The organism is Nocardioides sp. LHD-245 (assembly GCF_030929495.1).
GTDB lineage: Bacteria > Actinomycetota > Actinomycetes > Propionibacteriales > Nocardioidaceae > Nocardioides.
On sequence record NZ_JAVFWN010000015.1, the window covers coordinates 164,360 to 182,231 of the forward strand.

The following is a 17,872-nucleotide window of genomic DNA, read 5'->3' on the forward strand; positions in this document are numbered from 1 at the left end:
ATGACGACCTGCCCCACCCGCGCCCGCCGGGCGCACCCCGTCGGCGACCTGCGCGAGATCTCCGGGGTCCCCGAGACGCCCGCGGCATCCGTGGGGCTCGGGCCCGCCGCGGTGCGCACCCGGGTCGTCGTACCGCTGCGCTTCCCCGACGGCTACGAGACGTCCGCCGACGTGCTCACCTTCGACGGCCTGGTGGACGGCCGGGAGCACCTGCTGCTGGGCCTCGGCGCCTGGCGGGAGCGCCTCGCCGACCTCGCCCGCGGGGGTGCGGCACCGCTGGTTCGCCCCCACAGCGAGTGCCTGACCGGTGACGTGTTCGGGTCCCAGCGCTGCGACTGCGGGCCGCAGCTGCGCGAGGCGGTGGAGCGGATCACCGACGAGGGCGGCTTCCTGCTCTACCTGCGTCAGGAGGGGCGCGGCATCGGGCTCTACGCCAAGTTCGACGCCTACGCCCTCCAGGACGCCGGTCTCGACACCTACGAGGCGAATGTGGCGCTCGGCCGCGGTGAGGACGAGCGTGACTACCGGGCCGCCGCGCAGATGCTGTGGGCCGTGGGCGCCGGGCGGATCCGGCTGCTGAGCAACAATCCCGACAAGGCGAGCCAGCTCGCGGCGTACGGCGTGGGCGTCGACGCGCGGGTCCCCACCGGTGTGCATCTGTCCCCCGCCAACGAGCGCTACCTCACCGTGAAGCGCGACCACACCGCGCACACCCTCGACCTGAGCGGCCTTCCGGCGTGAGCGGCGTGAGCGGCGACGACGCGGGGGAGGTGCCGCGCTGGCTCGACGAGGACGAGATGGCGGCCTGGCTGCCGCTGATCCGGGTCGTCCAGGAGCTGCCGCAGGCCATCGACCGCCGACTGCGTGAGGAGGCCGGCATCACGCACACCTACTACGCGATGCTCGCCAACCTCGCCGCGGCCCCGGACCGGAGACTGACCATGGGCGAGCTCGCGCGGCTCACGACCACCAGCCCGTCCCGGCTGACCCACGCGGTCGCGGTCCTCGAGGAGCGGGGCTGGGTCACCAAGCGGAGCTGCCCGAGCGACCGGCGCAGTCAGTACGCCGTCCTCACCGACGAGGGCCGGGCGCTGCTCGAGCGGATCGCCCCCGGCCACGTCGCGCAGGTGCGGGAGCTGGTCTTCGACCGGCTCACCCGCGCGCAGGTGCACGCCCTGGCCGACGTCGCGGCCGCGCTCGTGGCTCCCGCCGACGTGCTCGGCGCGGGCTGATCACCCGAAGGACCAGACCAGGATCTCGGTCGGCACCGCTGCGGTCACGTCGTACGACGGCCCGTCGGTCACGCACAGCGCGTCGCCGGCCACGAGCGGCTCGGCCAGGGAGGACCGGAGCAACGCGCCGGTCGTGAGGAAGGCATGCAGGGCGCCGGCGGCGGGGAGGGCCAGCGTCTCGCCGGCGCCGAGACGGGCCACGTCGAGGGCCGCGCCCGCGACCCGTACGGAGAGTGGGCCGCCGTCGCCGACGAGCCGCACGAGTCCCGCGCCCGGGGCGGCGGTGCCCGCGGCCCGGGCGTAGGTGGGCGGGGTGTCCGGGTCGTCGGGGGTGAGCCAGACCTGGACGAAGCGGGCCGGCCCGTCGTCGCCCGCGACCTCCGCGTGGCGCACCCCCGTGCCCGCGGACAGCACGCCGCAGTCGCCGGCGGACAGCGTCTCGGCGGACCCGCCGGAGCCGGTCCCGTCGCGGTGCACCACGGACCCTGACACCACCCAGGTGACGATCTCCAGCCCCGCGTGCGGATGCTCCTCGAAGCCGCGGCCGCTTCCGACGACGTGGTCGTCGTGGCACACCATCGGACCGAAGGACAGGCGGTCGGGGTCGAGGTGCGGACCGAAGGAGAATCCGTGCTGGCTCAGCCGCCCGGCCTCTCGCTCGACGAACCGTGCGGTTCCCCTGCGGATCTCGACGCTCACGTGTCAGATTGTGCCGGTGTCATGGGAGGCTGGTCCGATGGGGGACAGAGTGGGGGATCTGGCGAGCCGTCTTCCGGGGGAGTTCCGGTTCGGCACCAGCACGGCGTCGTACCAGATCGAGGGTGCCGTGACCGAGGACGGTCGCGGGCCGTCGGTGTGGGACACCTTCTGCGCGGAGCCGGGCCGGATCGTCGACGGGTCGAGCGGCGCGGTCGCCTGCGACCACTACCACCGCTGGCCCGAGGACGTCGCGCTGATGCGCACCCTGGGCGCTACCGGCTACCGCTTCTCGATCGCGTGGCCGCGGATCCAGCCCACCGGGTCGGGCGCCGTCAACCAGGCCGGGCTCGACTTCTACGACCGCCTCGTCGACGGCCTGCTCGAGGCCGGCATCGCGCCGATGGCGACGCTCTTCCACTGGGACCTCCCGCAGGCGCTGGAGGATGACGGCGGCTGGCTGAACCGCGCGACCGTCGACCGGTTCGCCGACTACGCGGCGATCGTCGGCGAGCGTCTCGGCGACCGGGTGGCCGACTGGGTGCCGGTCAACGAGCCCAACGTCGTGACCCTGATGGGGCACGCCGTCGCGATGCACGCGCCGGGCAAGGCGCTCATGTTCGACGCGCTCCCCGTGGGCCACCATCTGCTCGTCGCCCACGGCCGCGCGGCGATCGCGCTGCGCGCCGCCGGCGCCACCAGCGTCGGCTGCGCCAACAACCACGCACCGATCTGGCCGGCCAGCGACGACCCGGCCGACGTCGGCGCCGCCAAGCTCTTCGACCTGCTGTGGAACGCCCACTACCTCGAGGGCATGCTCCTCGGCCGCTACTCCGACGACCTGATGATGCTGCTCGAGGGTCACGTGCGCGAGGGCGACTTCGCGACCATGCGCCAGCCGCTCGACTTCTACGGCGTCAACTACTACAACCCGATGCGGATCGCCGCCGCCGACGAGACCGCCGAGCTGCCGTTCGAGTTCCGCGAGGTGCTCGGCTACCCGATGACCGACTTCGGCTGGCCGGTCGTGCCGGACGCACTGCGCGAGTGGCTGATCACCTTCCGCGCGCGCTTCCGCGCCGCCGTACCCCCCATCGTGATCACCGAGTCCGGCTGCTCCTACGGCGTCGGGCCCGACGAGCACGGCGTGGTCGACGACCACCAGCGCGTCGACTACCACGCGTTGCACCTGACGGCGGTCGCCGAGGCGATCGAGCGCGGCGTCGACGTCCGCGGCTACTACGCCTGGTCGCTCATCGACAACTTCGAGTGGTCCGAGGGCTACACGCAGCGCTTCGGGCTCGTGCACGTCGACTACGAGACCCAGCGGCGCACCCCCAAGCGGTCGTTCAACTGGTACGCCGCGCTGGTGGCCGAGCACGCCCGCCGGTCGGCCCAGACCTGAATCCCGCCGTAACGTCATACGTCCTGGGGGCTCAAGCCCACGGAACGTATGACGCTAGGACGGGACACCGGCCAGGGCGCCGCTCACCGAGCGGTGCAGGTCGCTGGCCCGGCTCGCGGCGGCGGCGCTGCGCTCGCTCGCGTCGCGCACGGCCGCGGCCTCCTGGTCGATCTGCCGGCCGGTCGCCGCGAGGGTGCTGGAGCGTCCCTGGTCGAGAGTGCGGCGCTGATGCAGGGCCGCGACGACGAGGCCGGCACCGACGCACCCGCCGAGCAGGCCGACCAGCAGGAAGCCACCCGCCACCAGGACCAGCAGGCAGCAGACGGCGCCCAGACCGAGGACCGCGAGCCCGGCGGGGAACAGACGGCGGTCGCGGGGGTGACGTCGGTCGAACCCGGCGGCCACCCGCTGCTGCCAGCCGGCCTCGGCCCCCTCACGGTCGACGGTCAGCACCTCGCCGACCACCTCCACGGTCCGGGTGTCCGCCGCGGGGAGGGCGGCCTGCTGGACCAGCTCGTCGCCGATCGCACCGAGCACGGGCGCGAGCGCGCTGCGGGCCACGGCGTACCGGCCGTCGGTGACCGGGGCGGCCAGGTCGCGCAGGAGCAGGCTGAGGACGTCGCCCGCACTCGCGTTCCAGACCGCCGTGTCGGCTGCGACCCGCTCGTCGAGGAAGCCCATGTCGGCGCGGGCCGTCGCCATCCGGTCGAGGATCTCGGCCTCGCCCGGCGAGCCCTCGTCGATCAACGAGCGCAGGCAGTCGGCCAGCGGGTCCTCTGATGCCGTCCGCGCCGCGTCCGCCGCGGCCGTCGTGTCCGTCGTGTCCGCCGCGGCCGGGGGCTCCGCGCCCGCCGAGGCCGGCGCCGGGGCGCCGGTGCTGAGCACCTGGTGCAGCACCTCCAGCTGGGCGGCCGCCTTCTCCGCCGGCAGGGCGCGCCGCGCGCCCGGCACCCGGCCCTCGAGCCACGCCGCGACCTCGTCGGGCCCGGCGCTGCCGGTGGCGGCGACCCGGTGGCCGAGGGCCTCGACGAGGTCGTCGGTGAACGCACCCGGGAGGCGTCCCTCGGCGATCGCGAGCCAGACCTGCCGCTGCGCCTGGGTGACGACCACGGCGTCGGGCAGCACGCCGTCGCCAGAGGTGGGCGCGGGCGCCCAGCGGGGGTCACGGGTGAGCGCGCCGAGCAGGGTCAGCAGGAGGGCGGTCCGGCCGCGGTCCCGCAGCGCCGCCTCCTCGAGGAGGGCCGCACCGCCGGCCTCGCCGCGCGCGGTGGCCGCCACCCCGCGCGCCGCGGCGGCCAGCCAGTAGCCGGGTACGTCGGCCGGTTCCGCCGAGCCACGCAACGCCGCGCCGCCGGTCGCCACCACGGTCGACACGACCTCCCGGGCGTAGCGCCGGCACGCCGCCGCGTCGGCGTACTGCCCCAGCTCGGAGCGGATGTCCTCATGCTCGACGAGGGCGACCAGGGCCCGGGTGAGCCGGTCGAGCTGGGCCTGGGTGTTGCCTTGCTGAGCCCGCATCTGCTCGGCCAGCCGGTTGCGGGCGTGGCGCTCCGCGGCCAGCTGGGCCTCGGCCTCCTCGATCCGCTGGTCCTGCTTCCAGTCCCCCCACGCGCTACTCACCTGCGGTCCCTGCCCGGCGCCCGGGCCGGGCAAACGCCCGGCGTACGCTCCGGTCCATGCGCGCAGTCCAGGTCGTCACCCCCTCCGGTCCCGCCGACGTCGTCGTCCGGGAGGTGCCCGACCCGACGCCCGGTCCCGAGGACGTGCTGGTCGAGGTGCACAGCGTCGGGGTGTCCTTCCCCGACCTGCTGCTCAGCCGCGGCCAGTACCAGCTGCGCCCGGAGCCGCCGTTCACACTCGGCGTCGACTACGCCGGCGTCGTGGTGTCCGGTCCCGGCTTCGAGCCGGGGGAGCGGGTCGTCGGTGTCGGTGGGTACGGCGGCGCGGCCGAGCTGGTCGCCGGCCCGCGCCTGTCCACCTTCGCGCTCCCCGACGAGGTGAGCTTCGACGAGGCCGTCGCGCTGCCGATGAACTACCTCACCGCGCTGTTCGCGCTCGACGAGCGGGCCGGCCTCCGCCCGGACGAGACCGTCCTGGTCCACGGTGCCGCCGGCGGCGTCGGCACGGCGACGATCCAGGTGGCGAAGGGGCTCGGCGCCCGGAGCATCGCCGTGGTGAGCACGGAGGAGAAGGCGGCGTACGCACGGGCCGCGGGTGCCGACGAGGCCGTCCTGTTCGACGGCTTCAAGGAAGCAGTCCAGAAGCTCACCGGAGACCGAGGCGTCGACGTCGTCCTCGACGTGGTGGGTGGCGACGCGTTCACCGACTCCCTGCGGGTCCTGGCGCCGCAGGGACGCCTCCTCGTCGTGGGCTTCGCCGCCGGCGCGGGCATCCCCGAGGTGAAGGTCAACCGGCTGTTGCTCAACAACATCGACGTCCGCGGTGTCGGCTGGGGTGCCTACGCCTTCGCCCGGCCGGGCTACCTCCAGCAGCAGTGGGCCCAGCTGGTGCCGATGATCGAGTCCGGCGTCGTCAAGCCGCCGGTCGGCCGGGTCTACCCGATGGCCGAGTTCGGCCGGGCGCTGTCCGACATGGACGCCCGCGCGGCGCTCGGCAAGCTCGTCGTGCGCCTGCGGGACTGACGCGGTGCGGCGACTCGTCGCCTACCTGTCCGGCTGGAGCGGCGGCGGCGCCGGCCGCGCCGCCGCGATCCTGGTCGTCGCCAACCTCGGCGCCGTCGTCGTGGCCTGGGCCGGCTGGGGGCTGTTCCTGCTCCCCGCGTTCTACGACGCCCGGGTGCTGCCGGCCATCGTGATGTGGACGTTCGCGGTGGTGGTCTCGACGACCCTGCTGGGGACGCTCGGCTTCTGGGGCACGGTCGCGACCCGCGGCGTCGGCCACGGGGAGCACCTGGCGGCGTACCCGCCGGGCACGGCGCTCGGGCTCGGCCTGCTCCGCTGGGCACTGCAGATCGTGATGATCGGTGGCGTCTTCGCGGCGGCCGTCTTCGTGACCGTCGACGGCCGGTGGTGGCATCTGTTCGGCACCGACGAGATCCGGGGCCTCCCCGACCGGGTGGCCGCGGTCCCCATCCCGGACGACTGGGAGCTGACCTCCTCCGAGAAGGGCGACGACGGCGGCAACCACCACCCGAACATGCGCCACTGGCTGACCTACGACGTGCCGGCGGCGTACACGTTCGACGACCTGAGGGCATGGCTGTCCTCCCCTGCCTGGACCGACAACCCGGCCGGCCGCTCCTTCGGCGCGATCCGCGTGGTGCGCTGCGACACCGAGCAGCAGGACTGCCGGGCGCAGCTCGTCCCGCCGCCCGGCGTGGAGCCGGAGTACTTCGTGTACGTGCAGCGCAGTGATCCGTCGGCGTACGACCCCGGGGTCGCCGAGGTCGACGTCCAGGTCACCTATCGGCAGTACGTCGAGCCGGACTGGGAGGTCGGTCCCGACGTGGTGGCGCGGTCCCGGTCGATCCCGGTCCCCGAGGACTGGGTCCGGTACGACGAGGACGCGTCCGACAGCGACAGCGGTGAGTCCTTCAGCCGCTCCTTCGGTGTGCCCGAGGCGTTCCTGCCCGACGACCTCGAAGCCTGGATCACCGGGCCGGGCTTCACCGATCCGGCCGTGGGCTCGCCGTTCGGTGCGATCACCCTCGACGAGTGCCGGTCCTACGACGGCGGCCGGCACAGCTGCGATGCGACCGTCGACGACAGCTGGTACACCGACGCCTACGACATGGAACGCGCGCGGGACTGGGTCGAGGCCACGCTCGACAACACGGATCACACGGTCCGGGTCTCGTTCCGGCGCACCGATCGGTCCTGAGCCTCAAATCGGTGATTTGAGGCTGAGGCCCGGTCAGCGGCGGACCAGGTCGATCGTCCACCACAGCTGCCTGCCGACCGCGTGCACGCCGAGACCGGCCAGCCGGAGCCGGCAGTCGAGCAGCACGGCGCGGTGCGGCGGGCTGGCCAGCCACCGCTTCAGCGCGCTGCGGGCACTCTTCGGGCCCATCGCGACGACCTCGCCCAGGCGGGAGACGTCGCCGTACCCTGCCGCGGCGATCCGGTCCCGCAGGCTCGGCTCGCCCGGCACCTGGTGGGAGAGGGTCCGCTGCGCGGCCATTGCGGCGGAGTGCGCGGCGGCCGAGCCGTGCAGACCCTCCGCAGGGCGTAGGCGACGGCATCCGTCCTTGCGCCGCGCGCGGTTGACCGCGGCGAGGAGCCGCACCTCGAGCCGGGCGGTGTCCGCGGCCGGCGGGGCGGCCGCAGCCGTCGCGGAGGCGACCGGGACCGCCGGGCTCGCCGCCGGGCCCACGGTCAGCAGCGCCGTGGCGACGACGGTGACGCCGACGACGATGGTGACGACGGTCGGGAAGGAGGATGCCGAGCGCACGGGAGCATCATGGCGGTGATCGTGCGGTTCCGTCAGCGGCGTCCGAAGTCCTGGGTCCACCAGAGCTGGCCGTCGTTGAGAACGACGCCGACGCCGAGGTCGCGCAGTCGACAGTTGAGGATGTTGTGGCGGTGGCTGGGACTGTTCATCCAGGCGGTCACCACCGACTCCGGAGAGCTGAATCCGCGCGCGATGTTCTCGGCCACGAGCGTCCAGCCGCGGTAGCCGGCCGCGGCCGCCCGCCGCCCCAGCGTCGGCTCGCCCGGCAGATAGTGAGTCATGGTCAGCGCCGACGCCATGGCGGTGCTGTGGGTGCGGGCCGCGCGCCGCAGCTTGTGGTTGAGCCGCACCGGCGGGCAGCCGGCCTCGACGCGTTGCTGGTTGACCAGCTGGATCACGCTCTGCTCGAAGGCCGGGTCGATGGGGAGCGCCGTACCGCCGGCCGGGTCCGCCGCGGCGGGTGCCGGCTGCTGACACTGCAGCACGACGACGATGCCGAGGAGTGTCGTCACGAGGGCCCGGAAGCAGTCGGAGAGCATGCATCCGATCGTCGCGTCCGGAGGGGCCCGGCCGCGACGGTGCTCCGTGTCGGGTCTGCTGGTCACGAAGGGCTAGCAAAATCCGGCGATCGCCCGGCACCGGCGCCTTCGACGGCGCCGGGCGTGGTGGTGCTCGTGCTGGTCAGCGGACCCCGAAGTCCTGGGTCCACCACAGTTGGTCGTCCTGGAGAACGACGCCGACGCCGAGGTCGCGCAGCCGGCAGTTGAGGATGTTCTTGCGGTGACTCGGACTGTTCATCCAGGCGGTCATCACCGACTCCGCGGAGCTGAACCCGCGCGCGATGTTCTCCGCCACCAGGGTCCAGCCGCGGTAGCCCGCGCGGCTGATCCGGGTCGAGAACTTCGCCTCACCCGGCAGCTGATGGGACATCACGCCCGCCACCGCCATCGCCACGGTGTGCCGACGCGCTGCCTTGCGCAGCTTCTTCGAGAACTTCAGCGCGCGGCACCCGTTGGCGGCGCGCTCGACGTTGGTCAGCTCGAGGATCCGGTCCTCCATGGCGCGCTGCACCAGCTTGCGGGCCGGGACGACGTCCGGCGAGGCCGGTCGCAGCACCGCCGTGGGCGTCGTACCGACGCTCGCGGAGGCCGACAGCGGCGCAAGCAGCGCCAGACCGAGCGCGAGGCACCCCACCATTCCGAGTAGGCGGATCATGGGTCACTGATCGGCGGCCCCGGTGCGCGACCTGAGCGTGGTCCCGGAAAATCGGGACATAGGTCCCGGCAGACGTGCTTGCCCCCGACTGCGTAGGCTCGACGCGTGAGCATCCTCGATGACGCCCGGCCGGGCATGGACCTCGGCATCCGTCCCCAGGACGATCTCTTCGGCCACGTCAACGGCGCGTGGCTGACCGAGACGGAGATCCCGTCCGACCGCTCCAGCTGGGGCCCGTTCGTCCAGCTCGCCGACCAGGCGGAGGAGGACGTGCGAGCGATCATCACCGAACTGGCCGCGGCGAGCGACGGACGCAGCGATGCCGGGGACGCCGGGGACGGCGGGGACAGCGGGGACGCCCGCAAGATCGCCGACCTGTTCAACTCCTTCATGGACACCGATCGGGTCGAGGCCGCCGGGATCGCTCCGGCGCAGCCGCTCATCGACGCCGTCGCCGCCCTGCGCGACGTCCGCGACCTGGCGGCCTTCCTCGGCGAGTTCGAGCGGATCGGCGGCTACGGCCTCTTCGGCTCCTACGTCGACACCGACGACCGGCAGTCCGACCGCTACCTGTTCCACCTCGTGCAGGGAGGCCTCGGGCTGCCCGACGAGTCGTACTACCGCGACGACAAGTTCGCCGAGATCCGCGCGGCGTACGTCGGCTACCTCACCCGCCTGCTCACGCTCGGCGGCCACACCGACCCCGCGGCCGCGGCGGACCGGATCCTCGAGCTCGACACCGACCTGGCCAAGGGGCACTGGGAGCGCGCCGACACCCGCGACGTCCAGAAGACCTACAACCGGCTCACCGCCGCCGAGCTCGCGGCGCTGTGCCCGGCCTTCGACTGGGCGGCCTACATCACCAACCTGGGCGGCCGCCTCGACGGTGCCGGCGCCACGATCGCCGAGGTCGTGGTGCGCCAGCCGTCGTACCTCCAGCACCTCTCCGGCGTCCTCGAGGCGACCCCGATCGAGATCTGGCGCGACTGGTTGCTGTCCCGCGTGCTGCGCTCGGCGGCGCCGTACCTCACCGACGAGCTGGTGCAGACCAACTTCGACTTCTACGGCCGCACGCTCTCCGGCACACCCGAGCTGCGGGCCCGCTGGAAGCGCGCGGTCTCCTTCGTCGAGGGCGCGATGGGCGAGGCGGTCGGCCGGGAGTATGTCGCGCGGCACTTCCCGCCGACGTCCAAGGCGATGATGGACGAGCTGGTCGCCAACCTGATCGCCGCCTATCGCCAGTCGATCAGCAGGCTCGACTGGATGACCGACGAGACCAAGGAGCGGGCCTACGAGAAGCTCGCGACCTTCCGGCCCAAGATCGGCTACCCGGAGCGGTTCCGCGACTACAGCGCGCTGGTCGTCGTACCGGACGACCTGGTGGCCAACGCCCAGGCCGCGGCCGGCTTCGAGACCGACCGTCAGCTCGCCAAGATCGGCGCGCCGGTCGACCGCGACGAGTGGTTCATGCTGCCGCAGACCGTCAACGCCTACTACAACCCCGGCACCAACGAGATCTGCTTCCCGGCCGGCATCCTGCAGAAGCCGTTCTTCAGCCCCGACGCGCTCCCGGCCGAGAACTACGGCGGCATCGGCGCTGTCATCGGACACGAGGTCGGCCACGGCTTCGACGACCAGGGCGCCCAGTACGACGGCGAGGGCAACCTCAACGACTGGTGGACCGCCGACGACAAGGCCGCCTTCGAGGTGAAGTCCAAGGCCCTGATCGCCCAGTACGACGGCTTCTCGCCGCGCAACCTGCCCGGCGAGCACGTCAACGGCGCGCTCACCGTCGGCGAGAACATCGGCGACCTCGGCGGACTGACCATCGCGCACACGGCGTACCTCATCGCCGCGGCCTCGGAGGACGGCGCGCCCTCGGTGGAGGATCGCAAGACGCTGTTCCTCAACTGGGCCTACGTGTGGCGCACCAAGCGCCGTCTCGAGCAGGAGCAGCAGTACCTCACCATCGACCCGCACAGCCCGCCGGAGTTCCGCGCCAACATCGTGCGCAACCTCGACGAGTTCCACGAGGTCTTCGGCACCGCGCCCGGCGACGGTCTCTGGCTGGACCCGGCCGACCGGGTGCGGATCTGGTGAGCGCCGTGCCCCACGCCTTCGATCCCGCCGTCGTCGACGCGGTGCTCGCGCACATGAACGGCGACCACCTCGACGACAACCTGCTCATCGTGCGCGCCCACGGTGTTCCCGAGGCGACCGCCGCGTCGATGAGCGACGTCGACGGCGAGGCCGGCACCTGGACCGTCATCGGCCCGGAGGGGCCGCTCGGCGAGCGGCGGATCCTCTGGCCGGGCGCCCCGATCACCGAGCGCGCGGAGATCCGTCGCGAGGTGGTCGCGCTGTACGACGCCGCGTGCGTCGCGCTCGGCGTGGAGCCGCGTCCCCACTGATCCCCGGCGTCAGTTGATGACGAAGGTGAAGCCCTGGTCGGCGATCGTCAGAGCGCCGGCACCGAACGAGTACGTGTAGACCGGGAAGCCGTTCGGGCACCCGGCGGTGGTCCCACCGTTGACCTCGATCACGGAGTGGACATCGCTCCCGTCGCTGGTGCTGTCGTCGGCGAAGTTCGGGCTCGCCACCATCACCGCGGTGTTCGCGTTCACCGGAGTCGACGTGCCCGCGACGGTGACGCACCAGATGCCGGCCCCGGCGCGGCTCACGCTGGCCGTGCTCCCGGCCGGGCCACGGAAGTGGTCCAGGGTGACGTTCTTGTGCACCAGGCCCGACGCGCGGGGACCGAGCAGCCCGTCGCGGGTGCTGCCGGCGAGGTCGGCGAGGCTCACCGAGCCGTCCTGGATGTCCGCGCCGCCGAGGCCCCCGTCGGCGACGTCGGCGCCGGTGAGGGAGCCGTCCTTGATGTCCTTGGTGGTGACCGTGTTGTTCTTGATCTGCTTGCCGGTGATCATCGCGCCCGCGACCGCGCCGCCCGTGCCGGCGGTCAGGACGAGGCCCGTGGCCACGGCGATGGTGACGATGCCGGATCTGCTGAGGAGTGCCATGACGGCTCCTGGTCTCTGGTGTCGGATGTGCCGGATGTGCCGGTCGGGCGGAGCCCGGGTGGGTGGATCAGGGGGTCAGGTGGCGTCGACCATGAGCCGCAGCAGCTTCTCGCTGACGGTGACCAGCTCCGCCTCGCTCATGCCGGTGCCCTGCGCCAGGTTGAGCGTGTAGACGGTGCCGCCGACGAGCGCGCCACCCCCGACCTGGAGGTTCTCGCCGCCCGCGATGGTGCCGATGTCGACGTACGCCGCGTCCCCGATGCCGTCGAGGTCGTGCCGGACCGGCTCGTCCATCGCGCCCTTCGAGCCGGACTGGTAGGCCTCGTAGCCGCCGCCCGCCTCGACATCGACCGCGCCGAGAGAGCCGCTGAGGGCCCGCGGGTCCTCCTGGTCGAACTCGCAGGCGTCGAACGGGCCAGTGCTCGTGGTCACCGTGACCCCCGCCGCGGCGGAGATCTGGTCGGCGCTCAGCAGGTCGCAGAACACGGGCAGGACGGCCTCGTCGCCGTCGTCGCCGCCCCCTGAATCGCCGGCCCCCTCCGTGCCGTCCGCGCCCGTCGCGGGAGATGATGCCGGGGCCGGGCCGGACGACGTACCCCCGTCGTCGCCGCACCCGGCCGCCAGCACCACCACGAGTACCGACCCGAGCAGCCGTCCGCTGATCGTCCCCACACGCCGCATCTCGGCTCCTTCGTCTCTCGCCGCGACGACTCTCCCGGACCGGGGCGGGGCGCGTCGGTAGGGAACAGTCGTAATTCGAGATCCGCACCGGCGGCGCCGGGTCCGTGGGAGCGTTCGGAGCATGGACCGCGACCTCCTGCTCGCCGAGGTGCTCGAGCACCTGGCGGGTGGGACCGCCGAGGCTGCCCGGGAACGGGCCCTGAGCGTGGCGCTCGGAGGCGACGCGGCGGCGTACGGCCTCGCCGCCCTAGCGGACTTCTGGCTCGGGGACTTCGCCGACGCCACCCGGCACGCGACCACCGGCCTGGCCGCGGCCGCCGGCGACGACCGGGCCCGGGGGATGTGCCTGGCAGCCGTGACGCTCGCCGCCGGTGGCGACCTCGACGCCGCTCTGCCCGACACGTCCGCGCTGCGCGACCTGCTCGCCGCAGCGGACGCCCCGGCGTCGCGCTGGTGGTCGGCGGTCCGGTACGTCGCGGCCGAGGCCGCTCTCGTCGGTGCCCGGATCCGGGACGCCGCCGAGCTGGACGCGCTCGGGCCGCCCGGGGGCCTGGCGTGGGCCGGCCATCCGTTCGCCGCCGTGCAGTGGGTCTGCCAGGCCCGGATCGCGGCCTTCTCGGGGCGGATCGAGGCGGCTGACGTGCTGCTCGGTCAGGTCCGTGACTCCGTCGTCCCGGGCACCCGCCTCGACCCCGTCGTCGAGGCGGTGGCGGTGCTGGTGCGCGGCAACGCCGGGGACGAGGACGGGGTCCGGGTGGCGCAGGCGATCGCCGTCCAGGTGCCCGCCGAGCCCCGTGACTTCATCGACCGAGGCGCGCTGCTGCTGCTCTCCTACGGAGCGATCGCGCTCTACGACGTCGCCGGTGCCGCGGCGTTGGCCTTCCGCGCGGGAGCCGACGAGGCACTCAGCCGGTGCACCCTGATCGACCGGGCGATCTGCTTCGAGATGTTCCTGCACGCGGCCCTCCTCGAGCAGGACCGCGGTGCGGTCGAGGCCTGGCTCGCCGCGCTCGCGGAGCTCGCCGAGCACCCGATCACCGAGCCCACCGTCCAGCGCGCGCGTGCCCGGGTGGCGATCGCGGCCGGTGACGCCGGGACGGCGATCGAGCTGCTCACGCCGAGCATCGAGCGCTGCGTCGCCGACGAGCGTGGTGTGGAGGCCGGCGAGGGGAAGATCCTGCTCGCGCGGGCCCGCATCCTCGGTGCGGACCTCGGCACCGCCTCGCGCGCCCTGCGCATGCTCGTCGCCGAGAGCGACCGCGCCGGCTTCGGAGCCATCCGCCGGGCGGCCGGCGCCGCCCTCGCCTCCTCCGGGCGTCGGCTGCCGCCGGTCGCCGGGGCCGGTTGGGACGGCCTGTCCGCGCGCGAGGCCGAGGTCGCCCGCGCGGTGCTCGCCGGCCAGGAGGTCGAGGAGATCGCGGCCGGGCTGTTCCTGTCCCAGCGCACCGTCCGTGCCCACCTGTCCCGGGTGCTCTGCGCCTTCGGTGTCGCCACCCGGGTGGGCCTGCTCGCCGCGGTGAGCGATGGCGCCGTCGGGCCCGCCACGAGTGCTCCCGCGCTGAGCCCCCGCCAGGGCGAGGTCGCCGCCCTCGTCGCCGCCGGTCGTACCAACCAGCAGATCGCCGGCGACCTCGGCATCTCGGTCAAGGGCGTGGAGAAGCACGTCGGCGACGTCCTGCTGCGCTGGGACGCCGGATCGCGGTTCGAGCTGGCCCGGATCTGGTGGTCGATCGCCTGACCGGCGCCCGCGAACCCAGTGGCCGTGACATACCCCACGACCACCTGTGGCGTCCGGATCCGCCTGCGCAGAAACGGCCGGCAGCGTGGCGCATGGCCGCGAAGCGGCACGACGCGAAGCCCGCGGGGCGAGCGAAGCGAGTCCCCGGGCGGCGAGCGCCGTATGCGACACGCTCGGCCCAACAAAAAGGGTGCAACCGCAGGCGTCTCGGGTCACCTGCGGTTGCGTGAGCGAGCGTAGAGGAAGGCTGCGGAGCCTGTCAGCGAAATGCCGGAAATCAGAGCAGCGACAGCTGCCGCAGCTCGGTGACGGTAGCGATGGCCTCGAAGTCGGCGTCCCTGTGGAGCAGCGGGACGTCGTGGCGGATGGCGATGGCGGCGATCAGGCAGTCGACCTTCGAGTGCACCGTGCGTCCGGTGCGTCGCACGCTGCGGAAGATGGCCGCTGCGGCGCGGAAGTCGAGCTCGGTCTCGATGGAGAGATCCACGGCGGAGCCGAGGATCCGCTCGATCCGGCGTACGGCCAGCTCGTCGGTCGGCCCCATCGACAGCTCCATGGCGATCGGCTCGGCCGTCGCCACCTCCTCGCGCCGGATCAGGTCGCGCAGCGGCTCGTTCCCCGGATCGCCGGGGCGGCGGAAGTAGTCGATCCAGACCGAGCTGTCGACGAGGGTCACCACGTCTCGACCGGATCGTTGCGAATCTCGTCGAGATCGCCGTCCCAGCCCATGCCTTCGTAGCTGAGGATCTCCTCCGGCGTGAGCTTGGGTCCCGCTGCCCGGCGCAGCGCGAGGTCGACCGCCTCCCGCTTGGTCCTCAGGCCGTACTTCTTCATGACACGGGCGATCAACTCGTCGTCGATGTCGATGTTGGTGCGTGTCATACACATACGATACACCTCCTGGTCGGGGTGGTGCCGACCGTAGACGAGGGGCCCGACGACGCGCTCCCGCTCGCCGCGGCCCTGTGGACGACCCCGCTCGCGGGACCTGCCTGTGGAGGCGCGGGCGGCCGTGTCGGGCGACGCTGGTAGACACGGGACATGGACACCGAGGCCCCGACCGACGCCGCTGTCCGCGACCGCGCGGAGCAACACCTCCGTGCCCTCGTGGGCAGCCCCGACGCCACGCTGTACGACGACCAGTGGGCCGCCATCGCCGCGCTGGTCGTCGACCGGCGCCGTGCCCTCGTCGTCCAGCGCACCGGGTGGGGCAAGTCGGCGGTCTACTTCGTCGCGACCCTGCTGCTGCGCGAGCAGGGCAGCGGGCCGACGGTCATCATCTCGCCGCTGCTCGCGCTGATGCGCAACCAGATCGCGGCGGCGGAGCGCGCCGGCATCCGGGCGGTGACGGTCAACTCGACCAACATGGAGCAGTGGGACGAGGTCCACCGCTCGATCGCCGCGGGCGAGGTCGACGTCCTCCTGGTCAGCCCCGAGCGGCTCAACAACCCCGGTTTCCGCGACGAGGTGCTGCCACGGCTGGCCGCGACCTGCGGTCTGCTGGTCGTCGACGAGGCCCACTGCATCTCCGACTGGGGCCACGACTTCCGTCCCGACTACCGACGCATCCGCACGCTGCTGCGCGACCTGCCCGCCGGGATCCCGGTGCTCGCCACCACGGCGACCGCCAACCAGCGCGTCACCGACGACGTGGCGGAGCAATTGAACTCGGCCGAGCGTGTCTTCGGCGACGAGCAAGCCAACAAGTTCCCGGAGGTCGCCTCTCGCCACGCTGCCGGCCAGTTGAACTCGGCCGAGCGTGTCTTCGGCGACGAGCAAGCCAACAAGTTCCCGGAGGTCGCCTCTCGCCACGCTGCCGGCCAGTTGAACTCGGCCGAGCGTGTCTTCGGCGACGAGCGTGTCTCCGGCGGCGACACCCTGGTGCTGCGCGGCACCCTCGACCGTGCGTCCCTGCGCCTGGGCGTGATCCGGCTGACGACCGCCGAACAGCGGCTGGCCTGGCTGGCCGACCACCTGGCGGAGCAGCCCGGCAGCGGCATCGTCTATTGCCTGACCGTGGCCGCGACCCAGGAGGTGGCCGACTACCTCCGCTCCCGTGGCCACCAGGTGGCGGCCTACTCCGGTCAGACCGAGCAGACCGAGCGGCTCGCGCTCGAGCAGGCGCTCATCGACGGCGAGGTCAAGGCGCTGGTCGCGACCAGCGCTCTCGGGATGGGGTTCGACGCCGCGCTGGGGTTCGTGGTCAACCTGGGCGCACCCAACAGCCCCGTCGCCTACTACCAGCAGGTCGGTCGTGCGGGCCGCGGCGCGATCGACGACGCCACCGTGGTGCTGCTGCCGGCGACCGAGGACCGCGACATCTGGGCCTACTTCGCCTCCCTCGCCTTCCCGCGCGAGGAGCTGGTCCGCGAGACCCTCGCCGTGCTGGCCGAGGAGGGCCGGGCGCTGAGCACCGCAGCCCTCGAGCCCCGCGTCGACCTGTCCCGCAACCGGCTCGAGACCATGCTCAAGGTGCTCGACGTCGACGGTGCCGTCCGCAGGGTCAAGGGCGGCTGGGAGGCGACCGGGGAGCCGTGGGCCTACGACGCGCAGCGCTACGCCCGGGTGGCCGCGGCGCGCCAGGCGGAGCAGCAGGCGATGCTCGACTACCTCCGCAGCGACGAGTGCCGGATGCGCTACCTGCGCCGCCAGCTCGACGACCCGGAGGTGCTGGCCGACCCCGGGTGGCGGTGCGGCCGGTGCGACAACTGCGGTGGGCTCGGTCTGTCGTCGGAGGTGTCCGCCGCGGCGGTCGAGGAGGCCGCCGAGCGGATCGCCCGCCCGGGGGTGCCGATCGAGCCGCGCAAACTGTGGCCGACCGGACTGGCCGCGATCGGCGTCAGCCGGTCCGGGCGGATCAAGCAGCCCGCCGCGGAGGGCCGGGCGATCGCCCGACTCACCGACCTCGGCCACGGTGCGGCGCTGCGGGGGCTGTTCGCGGCGCCGGCCGACGCGGCCGCCGGCGGTGCGCAGGACGGCCCGGTGCCCGACTCGCTGGCTCGGGCCATGGTCGCGATGCTCCAGGACTGGCAGCCCGAGGTCGACGCGATCGTGGTGGTCGAGTCGGAGCGCCGGCCCACGCTCACCGCCGACCTCGCCGCCGGGCTGTCCCGCTTCCTCCGGGTGCCGATCGTCGGCCGGTGGGCCGTGGTCGACCCCTCGGTCGGTCCTGACCGCGGCGCCACCAACTCCGCCCAGCGGGTCGCCGCCGTCAGCCGCCGGTGCGCGCTCCGGCTCGACGATCCCGACGGGGTGCGCGACGCCCGGGTGCTGCTCGTCGACGACCGGTTGGTCACCGGCTGGTCGCTCACCCTGGGGGCCGAGGCGCTCCACGACGCCGGCGCGGCGAGCGTCGTACCGCTCGTGTTGGGCATCGCGGGCTAGGAGTGTCTCGCGTAACAGGTGCCGCCTCGGGAGAAGCAGGCTCCTCGGTGTGACCCGGCCTCCCACGCCCCGCCGCTCCGCACCGTGCGGG

At 73.3% G+C, this 17,872-nt stretch carries 18 protein-coding genes; 9 read left to right on the forward strand and 9 right to left on the reverse strand.

What is annotated here, in order from left to right:
* Both ribA and RB608_RS21730 read left to right on the forward strand, forming a co-directional pair.
* Complete coding sequence (ribA, locus tag RB608_RS21725) at positions 1–741, forward strand: GTP cyclohydrolase II (protein ID WP_308090150.1); 741 nt, start codon at positions 1–3, stop codon at positions 739–741.
* Positions 738–1,232 carry a MarR family transcriptional regulator gene (locus tag RB608_RS21730; protein WP_308090151.1) on the forward strand — a complete coding sequence of 165 codons (495 nt, stop codon included), beginning with the start codon at positions 738–740 and terminating at the stop codon, positions 1,230–1,232. Before ribA ends, RB608_RS21730 begins: the two co-directional genes overlap by 4 nt.
* Here the strand turns inward: RB608_RS21730 and RB608_RS21735 are convergent, their stop codons facing one another.
* Entirely contained in the window at positions 1,233–1,931 is a 699-nt protein-coding gene (locus RB608_RS21735; protein ID WP_308090152.1) for a pirin family protein, read from the reverse strand.
* A 37-nt stretch (positions 1,932–1,968) separates the two neighbouring features.
* Between RB608_RS21735 and RB608_RS21740 the strand changes: the two genes are divergently transcribed.
* The gene (locus RB608_RS21740; RefSeq protein ID WP_308090153.1) at positions 1,969–3,333 is read left to right on the forward strand and encodes a GH1 family beta-glucosidase; all 1,365 of its coding nucleotides are present in this window, start codon (positions 1,969–1,971) and stop codon (positions 3,331–3,333) included.
* 54 nt (positions 3,334–3,387) lie between these two features.
* On the opposite strand, the gene RB608_RS21745 is transcribed toward RB608_RS21740, so the two are convergent.
* Positions 3,388–4,953: a hypothetical protein gene (locus tag RB608_RS21745; protein WP_308090154.1), complete on the reverse strand. Its 1,566-nt coding sequence runs from the start codon at positions 4,951–4,953 to the stop codon at positions 3,388–3,390.
* Positions 4,954–5,009: 56 nt separating this feature from the next.
* Between RB608_RS21745 and RB608_RS21750 the strand changes: the two genes are divergently transcribed.
* Together RB608_RS21750 and RB608_RS21755 are read left to right on the forward strand one after the other, a co-directional pair.
* Positions 5,010–5,975, forward strand: a complete 966-nt coding sequence (locus tag RB608_RS21750; protein ID WP_308090155.1) for an NADPH:quinone oxidoreductase family protein — start codon at positions 5,010–5,012, stop codon at positions 5,973–5,975.
* A gap of 4 nt (positions 5,976–5,979) precedes the next feature.
* On the forward strand, positions 5,980–7,173 hold the full coding sequence (locus RB608_RS21755; protein ID WP_308090156.1) for a hypothetical protein: 1,194 nt from the start codon (positions 5,980–5,982) through the stop codon (positions 7,171–7,173).
* Positions 7,174–7,206: 33 nt separating this feature from the next.
* Here RB608_RS21755 and RB608_RS21760 read toward each other — a convergent pair whose 3' ends face one another.
* The 3 genes from RB608_RS21760 to RB608_RS21770 form a co-directional block, all read right to left on the reverse strand.
* Positions 7,207–7,743 carry a CAP domain-containing protein gene (locus RB608_RS21760; RefSeq protein WP_308090157.1) on the reverse strand — a complete coding sequence of 179 codons (537 nt, stop codon included), beginning with the start codon at positions 7,741–7,743 and terminating at the stop codon, positions 7,207–7,209.
* A 32-nt stretch (positions 7,744–7,775) separates the two neighbouring features.
* The gene (locus RB608_RS21765) at positions 7,776–8,282 is read right to left on the reverse strand and encodes a CAP domain-containing protein (protein ID WP_308090158.1); all 507 of its coding nucleotides are present in this window, start codon (positions 8,280–8,282) and stop codon (positions 7,776–7,778) included.
* Positions 8,283–8,424: 142 nt separating this feature from the next.
* A complete protein-coding gene (locus tag RB608_RS21770) occupies positions 8,425–8,958 on the reverse strand; it encodes a CAP domain-containing protein (RefSeq protein WP_308090159.1) in 534 nt (177 codons plus the stop codon).
* 105 nt (positions 8,959–9,063) lie between these two features.
* Between RB608_RS21770 and RB608_RS21775 the strand changes: the two genes are divergently transcribed.
* Together RB608_RS21775 and RB608_RS21780 are read left to right on the forward strand one after the other, a co-directional pair.
* On the forward strand, positions 9,064–11,058 hold the full coding sequence (locus RB608_RS21775; protein WP_308090160.1) for a M13-type metalloendopeptidase: 1,995 nt from the start codon (positions 9,064–9,066) through the stop codon (positions 11,056–11,058).
* Entirely contained in the window at positions 11,055–11,369 is a 315-nt protein-coding gene (locus RB608_RS21780) for a DUF2470 domain-containing protein (RefSeq protein ID WP_308090161.1), read from the forward strand. Before RB608_RS21775 ends, RB608_RS21780 begins: the two co-directional genes overlap by 4 nt.
* 9 nt (positions 11,370–11,378) lie before the next feature.
* On the opposite strand, the gene RB608_RS21785 is transcribed toward RB608_RS21780, so the two are convergent.
* Together RB608_RS21785 and RB608_RS21790 are read right to left on the reverse strand one after the other, a co-directional pair.
* The gene (locus tag RB608_RS21785; protein ID WP_308090162.1) at positions 11,379–11,978 is read right to left on the reverse strand and encodes a hypothetical protein; all 600 of its coding nucleotides are present in this window, start codon (positions 11,976–11,978) and stop codon (positions 11,379–11,381) included.
* 75 nt (positions 11,979–12,053) lie between these two features.
* Positions 12,054–12,659, reverse strand: coding sequence for a hypothetical protein (locus RB608_RS21790; protein ID WP_308090163.1), 606 nt, complete (start codon positions 12,657–12,659; stop codon positions 12,054–12,056).
* Positions 12,660–12,780: 121 nt separating this feature from the next.
* On the opposite strand from RB608_RS21790, the gene RB608_RS21795 reads away from it, so the two are divergent.
* Positions 12,781–14,397 carry a helix-turn-helix transcriptional regulator gene (locus RB608_RS21795; protein ID WP_308090164.1) on the forward strand — a complete coding sequence of 539 codons (1,617 nt, stop codon included), beginning with the start codon at positions 12,781–12,783 and terminating at the stop codon, positions 14,395–14,397.
* A gap of 277 nt (positions 14,398–14,674) precedes the next feature.
* Here RB608_RS21795 and RB608_RS21800 read toward each other — a convergent pair whose 3' ends face one another.
* Positions 14,675–15,076, reverse strand: a complete 402-nt coding sequence (locus RB608_RS21800; RefSeq protein ID WP_308090165.1) for a PIN domain nuclease — start codon at positions 15,074–15,076, stop codon at positions 14,675–14,677.
* Positions 15,070–15,279 carry a type II toxin-antitoxin system VapB family antitoxin gene (locus tag RB608_RS21805; RefSeq protein ID WP_308090166.1) on the reverse strand — a complete coding sequence of 70 codons (210 nt, stop codon included), beginning with the start codon at positions 15,277–15,279 and terminating at the stop codon, positions 15,070–15,072. Before RB608_RS21805 ends, RB608_RS21800 begins: the two co-directional genes overlap by 7 nt.
* Positions 15,280–15,438: 159 nt before the next feature.
* Between RB608_RS21805 and RB608_RS21810 the strand changes: the two genes are divergently transcribed.
* Entirely contained in the window at positions 15,439–17,781 is a 2,343-nt protein-coding gene (locus RB608_RS21810) for a DEAD/DEAH box helicase (RefSeq protein ID WP_308090167.1), read from the forward strand.
* The last annotated feature ends 91 nt before the right edge of the window (positions 17,782–17,872 follow it).